Source organism: Nonomuraea sp. MTCD27 (assembly GCF_041950495.1).
Classification (GTDB): domain Bacteria; phylum Actinomycetota; class Actinomycetes; order Streptosporangiales; family Streptosporangiaceae; genus Nonomuraea.
The window spans coordinates 379,898-394,894 of record NZ_JBGNUW010000002.1 but is presented as its reverse complement, the minus strand read 5'-3'; the positions used below and the strand labels follow the sequence as shown (position 1 = coordinate 394,894).

General features: G+C 70.9%; 12 protein-coding genes. 6 read left to right on the top strand and 6 right to left on the bottom strand.

Annotated elements, in window-relative coordinates; translation table 11 throughout:
- Positions 1 to 3: 3 nt before the first annotated feature.
- From carB to pyrR, 5 genes are read right to left on the bottom strand one after another with little or no spacing between them, the layout of a single operon-like run.
- On the bottom strand, positions 4 to 3,291 hold the full coding sequence (gene carB / locus ACBJ59_RS06350; protein WP_364134963.1) for a carbamoyl-phosphate synthase large subunit: 3,288 nt from the start codon (positions 3,289 to 3,291) through the stop codon (positions 4 to 6).
- Entirely contained in the window at positions 3,278 to 4,384 is a 1,107-nt protein-coding gene (gene carA, locus ACBJ59_RS06345; RefSeq protein ID WP_375109224.1) for a glutamine-hydrolyzing carbamoyl-phosphate synthase small subunit, read from the bottom strand. Before carA ends, carB begins: the two co-directional genes overlap by 14 nt.
- The gene (locus ACBJ59_RS06340) at positions 4,381 to 5,667 is read right to left on the bottom strand and encodes a dihydroorotase (protein ID WP_375109223.1); all 1,287 of its coding nucleotides are present in this window, start codon (positions 5,665 to 5,667) and stop codon (positions 4,381 to 4,383) included. Before ACBJ59_RS06340 ends, carA begins: the two co-directional genes overlap by 4 nt.
- Complete coding sequence (locus ACBJ59_RS06335; protein WP_375109222.1) at positions 5,664 to 6,581, bottom strand: aspartate carbamoyltransferase catalytic subunit; 918 nt, start codon at positions 6,579 to 6,581, stop codon at positions 5,664 to 5,666. Before ACBJ59_RS06335 ends, ACBJ59_RS06340 begins: the two co-directional genes overlap by 4 nt.
- Positions 6,578 to 7,123: a bifunctional pyr operon transcriptional regulator/uracil phosphoribosyltransferase PyrR gene (gene pyrR, locus ACBJ59_RS06330; protein WP_364134974.1), complete on the bottom strand. Its 546-nt coding sequence runs from the start codon at positions 7,121 to 7,123 to the stop codon at positions 6,578 to 6,580. Before pyrR ends, ACBJ59_RS06335 begins: the two co-directional genes overlap by 4 nt.
- Before the next feature lie 274 nt (positions 7,124 to 7,397).
- Between pyrR and ACBJ59_RS06325 the strand changes: the two genes are divergently transcribed.
- From ACBJ59_RS06325 to ACBJ59_RS06300, 6 genes are all read left to right on the top strand, one after another.
- Positions 7,398 to 8,642 carry an arginine deiminase gene (locus ACBJ59_RS06325; RefSeq protein ID WP_375109221.1) on the top strand — a complete coding sequence of 415 codons (1,245 nt, stop codon included), beginning with the start codon at positions 7,398 to 7,400 and terminating at the stop codon, positions 8,640 to 8,642.
- An 18-nt stretch (positions 8,643 to 8,660) separates the two neighbouring features.
- Complete coding sequence (gene argF, locus ACBJ59_RS06320; protein WP_375109522.1) at positions 8,661 to 9,665, top strand: ornithine carbamoyltransferase; 1,005 nt, start codon at positions 8,661 to 8,663, stop codon at positions 9,663 to 9,665.
- Positions 9,666 to 10,601 carry a carbamate kinase gene (gene arcC, locus ACBJ59_RS06315; protein ID WP_375109220.1) on the top strand — a complete coding sequence of 312 codons (936 nt, stop codon included), beginning with the start codon at positions 9,666 to 9,668 and terminating at the stop codon, positions 10,599 to 10,601.
- A gap of 10 nt (positions 10,602 to 10,611) precedes the next feature.
- Positions 10,612 to 12,033: an amino acid permease gene (locus tag ACBJ59_RS06310; RefSeq protein ID WP_375109219.1), complete on the top strand. Its 1,422-nt coding sequence runs from the start codon at positions 10,612 to 10,614 to the stop codon at positions 12,031 to 12,033.
- Positions 12,034 to 12,900: a universal stress protein gene (locus ACBJ59_RS06305; RefSeq protein ID WP_375109218.1), complete on the top strand. Its 867-nt coding sequence runs from the start codon at positions 12,034 to 12,036 to the stop codon at positions 12,898 to 12,900.
- A 301-nt stretch (positions 12,901 to 13,201) separates the two neighbouring features.
- Complete coding sequence (locus tag ACBJ59_RS06300) at positions 13,202 to 13,696, top strand: transcriptional regulator (protein ID WP_026214021.1); 495 nt, start codon at positions 13,202 to 13,204, stop codon at positions 13,694 to 13,696.
- 563 nt (positions 13,697 to 14,259) lie between these two features.
- Here ACBJ59_RS06300 and ACBJ59_RS06295 read toward each other — a convergent pair.
- Positions 14,260 to 14,706: an SAV_6107 family HEPN domain-containing protein gene (locus tag ACBJ59_RS06295; RefSeq protein ID WP_375109521.1), complete on the bottom strand. Its 447-nt coding sequence runs from the start codon at positions 14,704 to 14,706 to the stop codon at positions 14,260 to 14,262.
- Between the last annotated feature and the right edge of the window lie 291 nt (positions 14,707 to 14,997).

Below are 14,997 nucleotides of genomic sequence, written 5' to 3'. Positions count from 1 at the left end.
GGGTCAGCCCCGGAGTGCCTGTGCGTGCTCCTGGAGGGACCGCACGCCGACGTCGCCGCGTACGATCGCCTGGATGCCCGCGGCCGCCGCGGCGAGCCCGGCGACCGTGGTGATGCACGGGATGCCGCGCAGCACGGCGGCCGTGCGGATGTCGTAGCCGTCGAGCCGCGGCCCCGACTGCCCGGGGCTGCCGAAGGGCGTGTTGACGATCAGGTCGACCTCGCCGTCGAGAATGGCCTGCACGCTCGTGGGCTCACCTCCGGGACCCGTTCCCTCGCTGTGCTTTCGCACGATCTTGGCATGGACGCCGTTGCGGCGCAGCACCTCGGCGGTCCCCTCGGTGGCCAGGATCTCGAATCCGAGATCCGCCAGCGCCTTCACAGGAAAGATCATCGCACGCTTGTCCCTGTTGGCCACGGATACGAACGCGCGTCCCTTGGTCGGCAATTCGCCGTAGGCGCCCGCCTGGGACTTGGCGAAGGCGATCCCGAAGAACTCGTCAATGCCCATGACCTCGCCCGTGGAGCGCATCTCGGGCCCCAGGACGGTGTCCACGCCGCGGAAGCGGTTGAACGGCAGCACCGCCTCCTTGACCGCGATGGACGCGTCGAGGGGCAGCGTCCCGCCATCGCCGGTGGCGGGCAGCATGCCCTCCTCGCGCAGCGAGGCGATCGACGCGCCGAGCATCACCCTGGCCGCCGCCTTGGCCAGCGGCACCGCCGTGGCCTTGGACACGAACGGCACGGTACGGCTGGCGCGCGGGTTGGCCTCCAGGACGTACAGGACGCCGGCGGACATGGCGTACTGGACGTTCAGCAGCCCGCGCACGCCCACCCCGGCGGCGATGGCCTCCGTGGCGGCGCGGATGCGCTTGATGTCGTGGCTGCCGAGCGTGATGGGCGGCAGGGCGCACGCCGAGTCGCCGGAGTGGATCCCGGCCTCCTCGATGTGCTCCATGACGCCGCCCAGGTACAGCTCCTCGCCGTCGTAGAGGGCGTCCACGTCGATCTCGATGGCCTCGTCGAGGAACTTGTCCACCAGCACCGGGTGGCCGCCCTCCTGGGCCGCCATGTACGTGGTGAGCGTCTCGTCGTCGTACACGATGGCCATGCCGGCCCCGCCGAGCACGTACGAGGGGCGTACGAGGACGGGGTAGCCGATCTCCTCGGCGATCTCCAGCGCCTCGGACACGGTCAGCGCCGTGCCGTGCTTGGGCGCGGGCAGGCCCGCCTCGGCCAGCACCCGCCCGAACGCGCCGCGCTCCTCGGCCAGGTGGATGGACTCGGGCGAGGTGCCGACCACGGGCACGCCGGCGTCCTTGAGCGCCTGCGCCAGCCCGAGCGGCGTCTGCCCGCCGAGCTGCACGATCACGCCCGCCACCGGGCCGGTCTGCTGCTCGGCGTGGACGACCTCCAGGACGTCCTCCAGCGTGAGCGGCTCGAAGTAGAGCCGGTCGGAGGTGTCGTAGTCGGTCGAGACGGTCTCGGGGTTGCAGTTGACCATGACGGTCTCGAACCCGGCCCTGGACAGCTCGAACGAGGCGTGCACGCACGCGTAGTCGAACTCGATGCCCTGGCCGATGCGGTTGGGGCCGGAGCCGAGGATGATGACCTTCTGCCGCTCCCCGGTGGGGACCTCGTTCTCCTCGTCGTACGTCGAGTAGAGGTAGGGCGTCTTGGCGGCGAACTCGGCGGCGCAGGTGTCGACGGTGTTGTAGACCGGCCGCAGCCCGAGCGCGTGCCGCAGGTCGCGCACCCTGGCCTCGTCGATGCCGCGGATCTCGCCGATCTGCACGTCGCTGAACCCGAGGTGCTTGGCCCGCTCGAGCACCTCGGCGGTCAGCTCGGCCGCCTCGGCGACCGCGCCGGCCTCCTCGTGCAGCAGGAAGAGCTGGTCGATGAACCACGGGTCCACGTTCGTGGCCGCGAACAGCTCCTCGGGCGTGGCGCCGGCCCTGATGGCCTGCTGCATCGTGCGCAGCCGGCCGTCGTGCGGCGTGCGGCACGCCTCCAGCAGCTCGTCCTTGGGCCGGACGTCGCCCGCCCAGGTGAAGGACGAGTCCTTCTTCTCCATCGACCTCAGGGCCTTCTGCAGCGCCTCGGGGAAGGAGCGGCCGATGGCCATGGCCTCGCCCACCGACTTCATGTGCGTGGTGAGCGTCTGGTCGGCGCCCCGGAACTTCTCGAACGCGAAGCGCGGCACCTTCACCACGATGTAGTCGAGCGTCGGCTCGAAGGAGGCCGGGGTCTCCTTGGTGATGTCGTTGGGGATCTCGTCGAGCGTGTAGCCGATGGCCAGCTTGGCCGCGATCTTCGCAATCGGGAAGCCGGTGGCCTTGGACGCCAGGGCGGAGGACCTGGACACGCGCGGGTTCATCTCGATGACGATCATGCGCCCGGTGCTCGGGTCCACCGCGAACTGGATGTTGCAGCCGCCGGTGTCGACGCCGACCTCGCGGATGACCGCGATGGCGACGTCGCGCATGTTCTGGTATTCGCGGTCGGTCAGGGTCAGCGCGGGCGCGACGGTGACGCTGTCGCCGGTGTGGACGCCCATCGGGTCGATGTTCTCGATGGAGCAGACGATGACGACGTTGTCGGCCTTGTCGCGCATGACCTCCAGCTCGTACTCCTTCCAGCCGAGGATGGACTCCTCCAGGAGCACCTCGGTGGTCGGGGAGGCGTCGAGCCCGGCGCCGGCGATGCGCCGCAGGTCCTCCTCGTCGTAGGCGAAGCCGGAGCCGGCCCCGCCCATGGTGAACGAGGGCCGCACGACCACCGGGTAGCCCAGCTCGCCCGCGGCGGCCAGGCACTCCTCCATCGTGTGGCAGATGAGCGACCTGGCCGACTCGGCGTTGAGGCCGCGCTCGCGGGCGACCTTGGCGACGATCTCCTTGAACCGCTCGCGGTTCTCGCCGGCCTGGATGGCGTCGAAGTCGGCACCGATGAGCTCGACCTCGTACTTGTCCAGCACGCCCGACTCGTGCAGCGCGACCGCGGTGTTGAGCGCGGTCTGGCCGCCCAGCGTCGGTAGCAGCGCGTCGGGGCGCTCCTTGGCGATGATCTTCTCGACGAACTCGGGGGTGATCGGCTCGACGTAGGTGGCGTCGGCGAACTCCGGGTCCGTCATGATCGTCGCCGGGTTGCTGTTGACCAGGATCACCCGGAAGCCCTCGGCCCGCAGCACGCGGCACGCCTGGGTGCCCGAGTAGTCGAACTCGCACGCCTGTCCGATCACGATCGGCCCCGAGCCGATCACCAGGACGGACCTGATGTCATCACGCTTGGGCACGGCTCATGACCTCGCAAAACTCGTCGAAAAGGTAGGCGGCGTCGTGGGGGCCCGCGGCGGCCTCCGGGTGGTACTGGACGCTGAAGGCCCGCCCGTCGAGCAGGCGCAGGCCCTCCACGCAGCGGTCGTTGAGGTTGACGTGGCTGACCTCGGCCGGCCCGTACGGGGTCTCGAACGGCCCGTCGAGCGGCGCCTCCACGGCGAACCCGTGGTTGTGCGCCGAGATCTCCACCTTCCCGGTGCGCACGTCCTGGACCGGCTGGTTGACCCCCCGGTGCCCGTAACGCAGCTTGTACGTGGACAGCCCCAGGGCCCGCCCGAAGATCTGGTTGCCGAAGCAGATCCCGAAGAACGGGACCCTGGCCTCCAGGACCTTCCGCAGGGCGGTGACGTCCACGGTGGCCGGGTCGCCGGGCCCGTTGGACAGGAACACCCCGTCCGGCTCGACCGCCATGATCTGCTCGAACGTGGCGTCGGCGGGCAGCACGTGCACCTCGCAGCCGCGTTCGGCCATGCGGTGCGGCGTCATGCCCTTGATGCCCAGATCCACGGCCGCGACCGTGAAGCGCCTGGCGCCGACCGCGGGGACGACGTACGGCTCGGCCGTGCTGACCTCCGGCGCGAGGGCGGCGCCCTCCATGCGGGGCGCGTGGCGTACGCGCTCGACCAGCTCCTCGACCGGCTCGGCCGGGGCGCTGAAGATGCCGGCCCGCATGGCGCCGCGCTCGCGCAGGTGGCGGGTGAGCGCGCGGGTGCCGGGGATGGCGATGCCGACGACGCCCTGTTCCTTGAGGTAGTCGTCGAGCGAGCGGTTGGCCCGCCAGTTCGAGACCACCCTGGAGGGCTCGCGCACGACGTATCCGGCCACCCAGACGCGCCGCGACTCGGGGTCCTCGTCGTTGACGCCGGTGTTGCCGATGTGCGGCGCCGTCATGGCGACGATCTGCCGGTGGTAGGAGGGGTCCGTCAGGGTCTCCTGGTAGCCGGTCATGCCGGTGTTGAAGACCATCTCGCCGAACGTCTCACCTTCGGCGCCGTATGGAATCCCGTGGAAGACGCGGCCGTCTTCCAGGACGAGCACCGCTGTGTTCAAACCAGCTTCCCTTCGAGAACGGTCGGCCTGCCGCGCAGGAACGTGGCCACTACCCGGCCAGGCAGCGTCATCCCCTCGTAGGGGGTGTTCCTGCTCTTCGACGCGAAGGCGGCGGGGTCCACCTTGGTGCGTACGGACGGGTCGTAGAGCGTGATGTTGGCCGGAGCCCCCGCCTCCAGCGGCCGGCCGTGGCCGCCGAGGCGGCCGATGCGGGCGGGCACGACGGACATGCGCTGGGCGATGCCGGCCCAGTCGAGCAGGCCCGTCTCGACCATGGCCTCCTGGACCACGCTGAGCGCCGTCTCCAGGCCGACCATGCCCATGGCCGCGGCCGACCACTCGGTCTCCTTGTCCTCGACCGGGTGGGGCGCGTGGTCGGTGGCCACGATGTCGATCGTGCCGTCGGCCAGCGCGGCGCGCAGCGCCTCGACGTCGGCGCGGGTGCGCAGCGGCGGGTTGACCTTGTAGATCGGGTTGTACGCGCCGACCGGCGACTCCTCGACGAGGTCGTCGGTGAGCAGCAGGTGGTGCGGGGTGACCTCGGCGGTGATGTTCCAGCCCTTGGACTTGGCCCAGCGGATGATCTCGACCGAGCCGGCCGTGGAGACGTGGCAGACGTGCAGCCGGGAGCCGACGTGGGCGGCCAGGAGGCAGTCGCGGGCGATGATCGCCTCCTCCGCGACGGCCGGCCAGCCGGTCAGGCCGAGGCGGCCGGAGACCACGCCCTCGTTCATCTGGGCGCCGGAGGTGAGCCTGGGCTCCTGGGCGTGCTGGGCGATGACGCCGTCGAACGCCTTGACGTATTCCAGGGCGCGGCGCATGAGGACCGCGTCGTCCACGCACTTGCCGTCGTCGGAGAAGACGCGCACGCGGGCGGCCGAGTCGGCCATCGCGCCCAGCTCGGCGAGCTGCCTGCCCTCGAGCCCGACGGTGACCGCGCCGACCGGGTGGACGTCGCAGTGCGCGAACTCGCGCCCGAGCCGCCACACCTGCTCGACCACGCCGGCCGTGTCGGCGACGGGCGAGGTGTTGGCCATGGCGTGCACGGCGGTGTAGCCGCCGCGGGCGGCCGACTGGGTGCCGGTCTGCACGGTCTCGGCGTCCTCGCGGCCGGGCTCGCGCAGGTGGGTGTGCAGGTCGACGAGGCCGGGCAGCGCGATCGCGCCCGCGCCGTCGACGACCTCGGGCCCGTCGAGCCCGGGGCCGATCTCCGCGATCACCCCGTCGGCGATCCGGATGTCGGCCGGCTCCCCGCCCAGGATCCTGACATTTTTAATGATCATGCGATCTCTCCCCCGAGGAGCAGATACAGGACGGCCATGCGGATGGTCACCCCGTTGGCGACCTGTTCGACGATCGTGGACCGGGCCGAGTCGGCCACCTCGGCGGCGATCTCCATGCCCCGGTTCATCGGCCCGGGGTGCATGACGATCGCGTCGTCGGGCATCTTGGCGAACCGGTCGCGGTCGAGGCCGTACCGGCGGGAGTATTCGCGCTCGCTCGGGAAGTACGCGGCGTTCATCCGCTCCTTCTGCACCCGCAGCATCATCACCACGTCGGACTTGGGCAGCACGGCGTCGAGATCGTACGACACCTCGCACGGCCAGCTCCCGACGGAGACGGGCAGCAGCGTGGGCGGCGCGACCAGCGTGACCTCCGCCCCCAGCGTGTGCAGCAGCAGCACGTTGGAGCGGGCGACCCGGCTGTGCAGCACGTCGCCGACGATGGTGACCCGGCGCCCCTCCAGGCCGCCCAGGCGGCGGCGCATGGAGAAGGCGTCGAGCAGCGCCTGCGTGGGGTGCTCGTGGGTGCCGTCGCCGGCGTTGACGACGCTGCCGTGCACCCAGTTGGCCAGGCGGTGCGGCGCGCCGGAGGCGCTGTGGCGGATGACGACCGCGTCGGCGCCCATGGCCTCCAGGGTGAGCGCGGTGTCCTTGAGCGACTCGCCCTTGGACACGCTCGACCCCTTGGCGGAGAAGTTGATCACGTCGGCGGACAGCCGCTTGGCCGCCGCCTCGAACGAGATCCGCGTCCGGGTGGAGTCCTCGAAGAACAGGTTGACCACCGTGCGCCCGCGCAGCGTGGGCAGCTTCTTGATGGAACGTTCCGAGACCCTCGCCAGCTCCTCGGCGGTGTCGAGGATGAGCAGCGCGTCGTCCTTGGTCAGGTCTCCGGCGGAGATCAGGTGCCGGTTCACTTGGCGCCCCCCTTCATGAGCAGGACGGCGTCGCGGCCGTCGATCTCCTGCAGGTAGACCTTGACCTTCTCGCTCTTGGCGGTCGGCAGGTTCTTGCCGACGTAGTCGGCGCGGATGGGCAGCTCGCGGTGACCGCGGTCGACCAGCGTGGCGAGCTGTACGGCGGTGGGGCGGCCCAGGTCGTTGAGCGCGTCGAGCGCGGCCCGCACGGTGCGGCCGGAGTAGAGGACGTCGTCGACGAGCACCACGACCCTGCCGTCGATGCCGTCGGACGGCAGCTCGGTGCGGCCGAGCGGGCGGACGGGCCCGCGCCGCAGGTCGTCGCGGTACATCGTGATGTCGATCGAGCCGACGGGGATCTTGACGCCCTCGAACTGCTCGATGCGGTCGCCGAGCCGGCGGGCCAGCGTCGCGCCGCGGGTCGGGATGCCGAGGAGGACGACGTCGTCGGCGCCTTTGGTGCGCTCGAGGATCTCGTGCGCGATCCGGGTCAGCGCCCGATGGATGTCCGGGCCCTCTAGGACGGCCCTGGAATCGGACATGGCGAATCTCACCACCTTTCCCGCCTCACGGGACGGGTCTTAAAAGGGTGTTGGTCGGGACACACAGTACCAGGGGCTACCAGCTACAACGTGAGAGCCCCCGGTGAGGCCCGTACGCGGAGCAACGGTCCGGTAGCGGATTCAGCCGACGTCCTCGATCAGGTAATTTCCCGGGCCGCCGCCGTGTCAGCGCCCCGCGGCCGGGGCACGTCACCGGCGCGCGGGGGCGGTCGGGGCGCGTGACTTCCGCTCCCTGGAGGGGGATACAGCAGAGATGACTTTCCATGTCGATTCCGAGGTCGGGCGCCTGCGGCAGGTGCTGCTGCACAAGCCCGACCTGGCGCTGAAACGGCTGACCCCGACCAGCAAGGACGCGTTCCTGTTCGACGACGTGCTGTGGGTCCAGCGCGCGATCGAGGAGCACGAGGAGTTCCAGCAGGTGCTCACCGCCCGGGGCATCCGCGTCCACCTCCTGGCCGACCTGCTCAGGGAGACGATCGACATCCCCGAGGCCCGCAAGCACATCCTCGACGCGGTCATCGACGAGCGCTGGCTCGGCCCGGTCGCCCTCGACGACATCCGCAACACCCTCGACGGGATGGACTCCGCGACGCTGCAGGTCTACCTGACCGGCGGCATCACCAAGCGGGAGCTGATCGCGCTGGGCTGCGACCCCAAGGCGGTGACCTTCCACGCCACGGCCGACGACGACTTCATCCTGCCGCCGCTGCCCAACCACCTGTTCACGCGCGACACGTCGTGCTGGATCTACGACGGCGTGTCGATCAACGCCATGAAGAAGAAGGCCCGCATGCGGGAGACGGTCAACATGGAGGCCGTCTACATGTATCACCCGACCTTCGCCGGCGGCTTCAACCGGCCGGGGCAGGGCGGCTACCACTGCTGGATGCCCGGTCAGTCGGTGGCCCCGGCGACCATGGAGGGCGGCGACGTCCTGGTCATCGGCCGGGGCGCGGTGCTGGTCGGGATGAGCGAGCGCACCCAGCCGCAGGCGGTCGAGATGCTGGCGCAGCGGCTGTTCAGGGCCGGCTCCGCGCGGCGGATCGTGGCGCTCGACATGCCGAAGGCGCGGGCGTTCATGCATCTCGACACCGTGATGACGATGCTGGACGTCGGGGTGTTCACCAAGTACGCGGGCCTGGGCATGCTGCCGGCGTACACCATCGAGCCCGGCGCGACCTCCAAGGAGCTCGAGGTCACCGACCACCCGCCACAGGACATGCACAAGGCCATCGCGCACGCCCTCGACCTGCCGGACATCACGGTCCTGACACCCACCCAGGACGTGTACGCCGCCGAGCGGGAGCAGTGGGACGACGGCTGCAACGGGCTGGCGCTGGAGCCCGGCGTGGTCGTGGCCTACGAGCGCAACGCCACCACCAACAACCACCTGCGCGACAACGGCATCGAGGTGATCACGATCAGGGGCAGCGAGCTCGGCCGCGGGCGCGGCGGGCCGCGGTGCATGAGCTGCCCGCTCGAGCGTGACGCCGTCTAGGGGGACCGCTTTTCCATGATGGCCTTCAACCTGCGCAACCGCAGCTTCCTCAAGGAGCTCGACTTCACTCCGGGGGAGCTGGGCTTCCTGCTGCGGCTGTCGGCCGAGCTGAAAGCCGCCAAGTACGCCGGGACCGAGCGACAGCGGCTCCGGGGCAGGAACATCGCGCTGATCTTCGAGAAGACCTCCACGCGCACCCGCTGCGCCTTCGAGGTGGCCGCCCACGACCAGGGCGCGCACACGACGTACCTCGACCCGCTCGGCTCGCAGATCGGGCACAAGGAGTCGGTCGGCGACACCGCGCGGGTGCTGGGCCGGATGTTCGACGGCATCGAGTACCGCGGCAGCGAACAGGCCCACGTCGAGGAGCTGGCCGCGCTGTCGGGGGTGCCGGTGTGGAACGGCCTGACCGACGAGTGGCACCCCACGCAGATGCTGGCCGACATGCTGACCATGCGCGAGCACAGCGACCGGCCGCTGCGCGAGGTGTCCTACGCCTATCTCGGCGACGCGCGCAACAACATGGGCCACTCGCTGCTGGTGACGGGGGCCATGTTCGGCATGGACGTACGGCTCGTCGCGCCCAGGGCGCTGTGGCCGGACCCCGCCCGGGTGGTCGGGCCCGCCGAGGAGCTGGCCGCGGCCACCGGCGCCCGGATCACCGTCACCGACGACTTGAACAGGGGCGTGCGCGGGGTCGACTTCCTCTACACCGACGTGTGGGTGTCGATGGGCGAGCCCGCCGAGGTGTGGGACGAGCGGATCAAGCTGCTGCTGCCGTACCAGGTGAACGACGCCGTGGTGAGGGCCACCGGCAACCCGGCGGTGCGGTTCATGCACTGCCTGCCCGCCTTCCACGACCGGGAGACGGCGGTCGGGCGCGACATCTACGACAAGACCGGGCTCGACGCGCTGGAGGTGACCGAGAGCGTCTTCGAGTCGCCGCGCTCGATCGTCTTCGACCAGGCCGAGAACCGGCTGCACACGATCAAGGCCATCATGGTCGCGACCTTGGGGGACTGAATGCGGGTCATCGTGGCACTGGGCGGCAACGCGGTGCTCAGGCGCGGGCAGCGGCCGGACGCGGACGTCCAGCTGGCCAACGTGCGCACGGCCGTCAAGACGCTCGCCCGGCTCGCCGGCGAGCACGAGCTGGTCATCACCCACGGCAACGGCCCCCAGGTCGGCATGCTGGCCATGGAGAGCGCGGCCGACCCCAACCTGACCAGGCCGTACCCGTTCGACGCGCTCGGCGCGCAGACGCAGGGCCTGATCGGCTACTGGATGCAGCAGGCCCTGCAGAACGCGCTGCCCGGCAGGCAGGTGCTGACCATGGTGACGCAGACGCTGGTGTCGGCGGTCGACCCGGCCTTCGAGCACCCTGCCAAGTTCGTCGGCCAGGTCTACGAGCAGGAGGAGGCCGAGAAGCTGGCCGCCGAGCGCGGCTGGACGGTCGGGCAGGACGGCCGCCACTGGCGGCGTGTCGTCCCCTCCCCCGCGCCGCAGCGCGTGGTCGAGACCCGGCTGATCCGCCGGATGATGGGCGAGGGAGTGATCGTGGTGTGCGCGGGCGGCGGCGGCATCCCCGTCGTACGCGACGAGCGCGGCCGCCTCACCGGCGTGGAGGCCGTGATCGACAAGGACCTCACCACCTCGATGCTGGCCGAGGCCCTGGAGTGCGACGCGTTCCTGAGCCTGACCGACGTGCCGCGCGTCATGCGGGACTTCGGCACGCCGCAGCAGAGCGAGATCGGTCACACCACGCCGCACGAGCTGCGGGCCCTCGACTTCCCGGCGGGCTCGATGGGGCCGAAGGTGGAGGCGGCCTGCCGGTTCGTGGAGACGACCGGCGACATGGCGGCCATCGGGAAGCTGGACGAGGCCGAGCGCATACTCGGCGGCTCAGCGGGAACGATCGTCACGCCCAACGGCAGGTGGCCGCTGACGAGCACGCTTTAGGGGGTGCCGGATGACCATGGCCACTCGGCTCCTGCGTACCAAGCCGACCGAGCGCATCGTGGCGGAGGGCGGGCACGGCGAGGGCGGCGAGCTGCGGCGCACGATGTCGCTGTGGCAGCTCACGCTGTTCAGCGTCGGCGCCACGCTGGGCACGGGGATCTTCGTCATCCTCGGGCAGGCGGTGCCCAAGGCGGGGCCGGCCGTGGTGCTGGCGTTCGTGCTGGCGGCGATCACGGCGCTGTTCTCGGCGCTGTCGTACGCCGAGCTGGCCGGGACGATCCCGGTGTCCGGGTCGTCCTACTCCTACGCGTACGCGACGCTGGGCGAGCTCGTGGCCTGGATCTGCGGCTGGTGCCTCATGCTGGAGTACGCCGTGTCCGTGGCGGCGGTGGCCGTGGGCTGGGGCGAATACCTCAACTCGTTCCTGCGCTCCCTGTTCGGCTTCACGCTGCCCGAGGCGATCACCCGCTCCCCCGGCCAGGACGGCGGCGTCGTCAACGTCACCGCGATCGTCATCGTGGCGCTGGCCACGTGGCTGCTGCTGTACGGCGCCTCCGAGAGCGCCACCGCGAACGCGTTCTTCGTGCTCATCAAGATCGCGGTGCTGCTGTTCTTCTGCGTGGTGACGTTCACCGCCTTCCAGTCGGGCAACCTCGCGCCCTTCGCCCCCATGGGGGTGGCCGGCATCACGGCTGCGGCCTCGCAGGTCTTCTTCTCCTACATCGGCTTCGACGCCGCCTCCACGGCCGGTGAGGAGGCCAAGAACCCCAAGCGCGACCTGCCGCTGGCGATCATGCTGTCCCTGGCCATCGTGACGGCCGTCTACGTGCTGGTGGCCCTGGCCGCGGTCGGGGCCATGCCGTGGACATCGTTCGACCCGGGCCGCACCGAGGCCAGCCTGTCGTACATCGCCGACCTGGCCGTGGGCGCCACCTGGCCCGGCCTGATCGTCTCGTTCGGCGCGGTCATCGCGATCGCCAGCGTCGTGCTCACCGTCATCTACGGGCAGACCCGCATCCTGTTCGCGATGTCCCGCGACGGGCTCATCCCCCGCGTCTTCCAGAAGGTCAACCCCCGCCGCCAGGTGCCCGTGGCCAACACCCTCATCGTGGCCGCGTTCATCTCCGTGCTGGCCGGGCTGGTGCCGCTCGGGCAGCTCGCCGAGGCGACCAGCATCGGCACGCTGTTCGCCTTCGCCATCGTCAACGTCGGCGTGCTCGTCCTGCGCTACCGCAGCCCCGAGCTGCCGCGCAGCTTCCGCACGCCGCTGTTCCCGGCCACGCCGGTGCTCGGCGCGATCATGTGCGTGGTGGTCATGGCGGGGCTGGCCGGGGTGACCTGGCTGGCGTTCGGGCTGTGGATGCTCGTGGGCCTGATCTGCTACTTCCTGTACGGCTATGGCCATTCGCGGCTGAATGCCGAGGTGGGGTGAATGAAGCTCGACAACGTACTGGCCGGATACGTCCAGGGGAGCCGGGGCAGGGACGGGCTGGCGCTGGCCCTGCTGCTCAGGGACCAGGCGCACGCCCGCCTGACGGTGGCGACCGTCCAGCCGCCCGCCGCGTCCACGCCCGGGCCCGCCCGGGCCGAGGAGAGCGCGTGGCGCGCCTACCTGCGCGAGCAGTCCGAGGCGACGCTCGCGCAGGCCCGCGAGCTGGCCGGCGACGACGCCGAATACCTGACGCACACGCACCGGGGCAGCGGGCGCGGGCTGGTGGAGCTGGCGCGCAAGCGGGCCGCCGACGTCGTGGTGATCGGCTCGGCCCCGGGCGGCGGCAAGGGCCGCATCTCGGTGGGCAGCACGGCCGACCAGCTCCTGCACTCCTCCTCCGTCCCCGTCCTGCTCGCGCCGCGCGGCTACGCCGACGAACCGCCCGCGACGCTCGACCGCCTCACCGTCGCCTACCGCCGCGGGCCCGGCTGCGACGCCGCGGTCAAGGACGCGGCCCGGACGGCCGCGGCGCTCGACGTACCGCTGCGGCTCGTCACGCTGGTGATCAGCACGGGCCGGCGCGCGCGGATCGAGGAGGAGATGCTCGTACGCCTGCGCGACCAGGCCGCGGCCGACCTGCGTGCCGCGGCACGGGGTCAGCGCCGGCGCGCGCCCGTGGAGGTCGAGGTGCTGGAGGGCCGCAACGTGGCCCAGGCGCTCGGAACGACCTCGTGGCTGCCCGGCGAGATGATCATATGCGCTTCCAGCGACACCGGGCCACTCCGGCGGGTCTTCCTCGGGGACACCTCGATCAAGATCGTAAGGGCCTCGACCAGCCCTGTCATGATTCTCACCCGCCAGCCCTGACTCGCCGCGGTCCCTCGTCAAACTATGACGAAGTAGGGTTACCACTGGGACATGGGGGGCGTTTGTGGCGATCCCTACCGGACCGGATTCGGCATCTTTTTTCCAATCAGCTTGACCTTAGGCGTCCACCCCTTTACCGTCACTGTGCGTAACCACACCGCGCGGCGTTCTGGGGTAAACCCAGGGCCATGGCTACCGATGGTGCCGAGCCTGGCACCAGACCCCCCGGTGGCCCGGGCATACGCCGCAAGGGAGCACAATCTACTGAGAGCGATACATACGAGAGCCGGGGGGCCACACGATGCCGTCTGAGTACGCAAAGTCGCTGGGTGCACGACTCCGCGCCATCCGCACCCAGCAGGGGCTGTCCCTGCATGGAGTCGAAGAGAAGTCGCGTGGCAGGTGGAAAGCCGTAGTCGTGGGCTCTTATGAGCGCGGCGACCGAGCGGTGACCGTGCAGAAGCTTGCCGAGCTTGCCGACTTCTACGGGGTGCCCGTATCCGAGCTGCTGCCGGGCGGCGCCGCCCCCAGCCCGCTCGGGCCGACACCCAAGCTTGTGATCGACCTGGAGCGCCTGGCCACACTGCCGAAGGAGAAGGCGGGCGCCCTCGCCCGTTACGCCGCGACGATCCAGAGCCAGCGCGGCGACTACAACGGCAAGGTGCTGTCGATCCGCCAGGAGGACCTGCGCTCCCTGGCCGTGATCTACGACAAGTCGCCGAGCGAGCTGACCGAGGAGCTCATCAGCTGGGGCGTCCTCGACGCCGAGGCCCGCCGGGCCGTGGAGTCCTTCTGAGGCCTGTCCCCAGGCCGCACCACCGGCCTCGGTCCGCCCCTCCGGCGGGCCTGAGGTCGTCAGTTTGAGGTCGCCCGCTCGAACCGAGGGCCCGCCGCACACCGGCGGGCCCCTTGGCATTGAGGCCCCTTCCCGGCCGGGCCGCACGTGAGCAGGCGGGGCTCAACCGGACACGCGTGAGCAAGGCGACCTGCCGCCAGGCAGCACCCGACCGAGCAACCCTCGACCGTGGACGTGACCTGCGGCCGACCGGTCAAGCAGGGCCCGGCCACGCGGCGTGCGAGCACGCGGCCACGCACCGGACGACACCCGAGGCGGCGCGAACAGGCGGCATGCGGCCCAAGGCTCCGGAGCAAACGGCACGCGATCGAACGCGCGCGACCAGGCGCCTGCTGCCCAGCTGTCGTCCGCGACCAAGCGGTGCTCGACCTCGCAGCGCGCGAGCAGGCCGGTCCCGGCACGGCCGGCCCGTGAACTCAGGCGCGCCGCTGTGGGCCCGCGACCGAAGCGGCCTCCCATCCAGCGGCCTGCGAGCCAAGTGGGCGCGGGGCGGGGAGCCGTGGTCAGCCGGCCAGCGGCACGTCCACCGGGAGTTGGGGTTGGGACGGGACACCCAGGAGGGCCTCGACCGTCGAGACGAACGTCTCCGCCTCGGCCAGGATCTCGTCGGCGTCGGCCGCCGAGATCCGGCGCACCATGCCGGCCTCCGCGGCGGCGCGCTTGTCGGCGGTCTGAGCGAAGTAGGCGGCCCACTCCTCCAGGTGCGGCTCCGCCTCCGGCAGCAGCTCCCAGGCGCTGCGCAGCCGGCGTCGGCGCCCCTCCGTGGGACGGGGATGGGCGGCCAGGATCGCCGCCGCCGCTCGGAGAGCTGCCAGGTGAGCGGCCACATATCGGGATGCCGGGGTGCGAGCGCCGGTCGCCTCCGCCAGGCAGGAACGTGAGTCGGTCAGGTGTGCCCGAACCGCAGGCGACAGCCGGGGCCCGGGCGTGTCTCTAGGCCGTGGTGCCATCTTGCGCGCCTCCTTGGAGTCGTGGGCGGCGGCCGGCGTCTCCACCGGTGAAGCCAACAATCGCAGACGCCACCGACATTTCCGCCGGGCAGGCCGGACGAGGAGCTTCCCCTCTCCCCGTCCGGCCAGGACACGCCCACTCGTCTCCGCCGACGACGAGGACGCACCCTTCGCCCGTGGGCCTGGCCGCGGGGTATCGCTTGGGGAAGCGAACGGCCCGCGACCAGGTCCTGGTGACGTTGAGCCGCGAGCCTCACCGTCACTAGGTCGAACATAATTTCGATCACGCTC

What these genes read in the sequence shown, in the direction of transcription:
- arcC (WP_375109220.1), top strand. Translation starts at nt 9,666, where the DNA reads ATGCGGGTCATCGTGGCACTGGGCGGCAACGCGGTGCTCAGGCGCGGG.
- pyrR (WP_364134974.1), bottom strand. Translation starts at nt 7,123, where the DNA reads ATGTCCGATTCCAGGGCCGTCCTAGAGGGCCCGGACATCCATCGGGCG.
- ACBJ59_RS06310 (WP_375109219.1), top strand. Translation starts at nt 10,612, where the DNA reads ATGACCATGGCCACTCGGCTCCTGCGTACCAAGCCGACCGAGCGCATC.
- ACBJ59_RS06325 (WP_375109221.1), top strand. Translation starts at nt 7,398, where the DNA reads ATGACTTTCCATGTCGATTCCGAGGTCGGGCGCCTGCGGCAGGTGCTG.
- argF (WP_375109522.1), top strand. Translation starts at nt 8,661, where the DNA reads ATGGCCTTCAACCTGCGCAACCGCAGCTTCCTCAAGGAGCTCGACTTC.
- ACBJ59_RS06295 (WP_375109521.1), bottom strand. Translation starts at nt 14,706, where the DNA reads ATGGCACCACGGCCTAGAGACACGCCCGGGCCCCGGCTGTCGCCTGCG.
- ACBJ59_RS06300 (WP_026214021.1), top strand. Translation starts at nt 13,202, where the DNA reads ATGCCGTCTGAGTACGCAAAGTCGCTGGGTGCACGACTCCGCGCCATC.
- ACBJ59_RS06340 (WP_375109223.1), bottom strand. Translation starts at nt 5,667, where the DNA reads ATGATCATTAAAAATGTCAGGATCCTGGGCGGGGAGCCGGCCGACATC.
- ACBJ59_RS06305 (WP_375109218.1), top strand. Translation starts at nt 12,034, where the DNA reads ATGAAGCTCGACAACGTACTGGCCGGATACGTCCAGGGGAGCCGGGGC.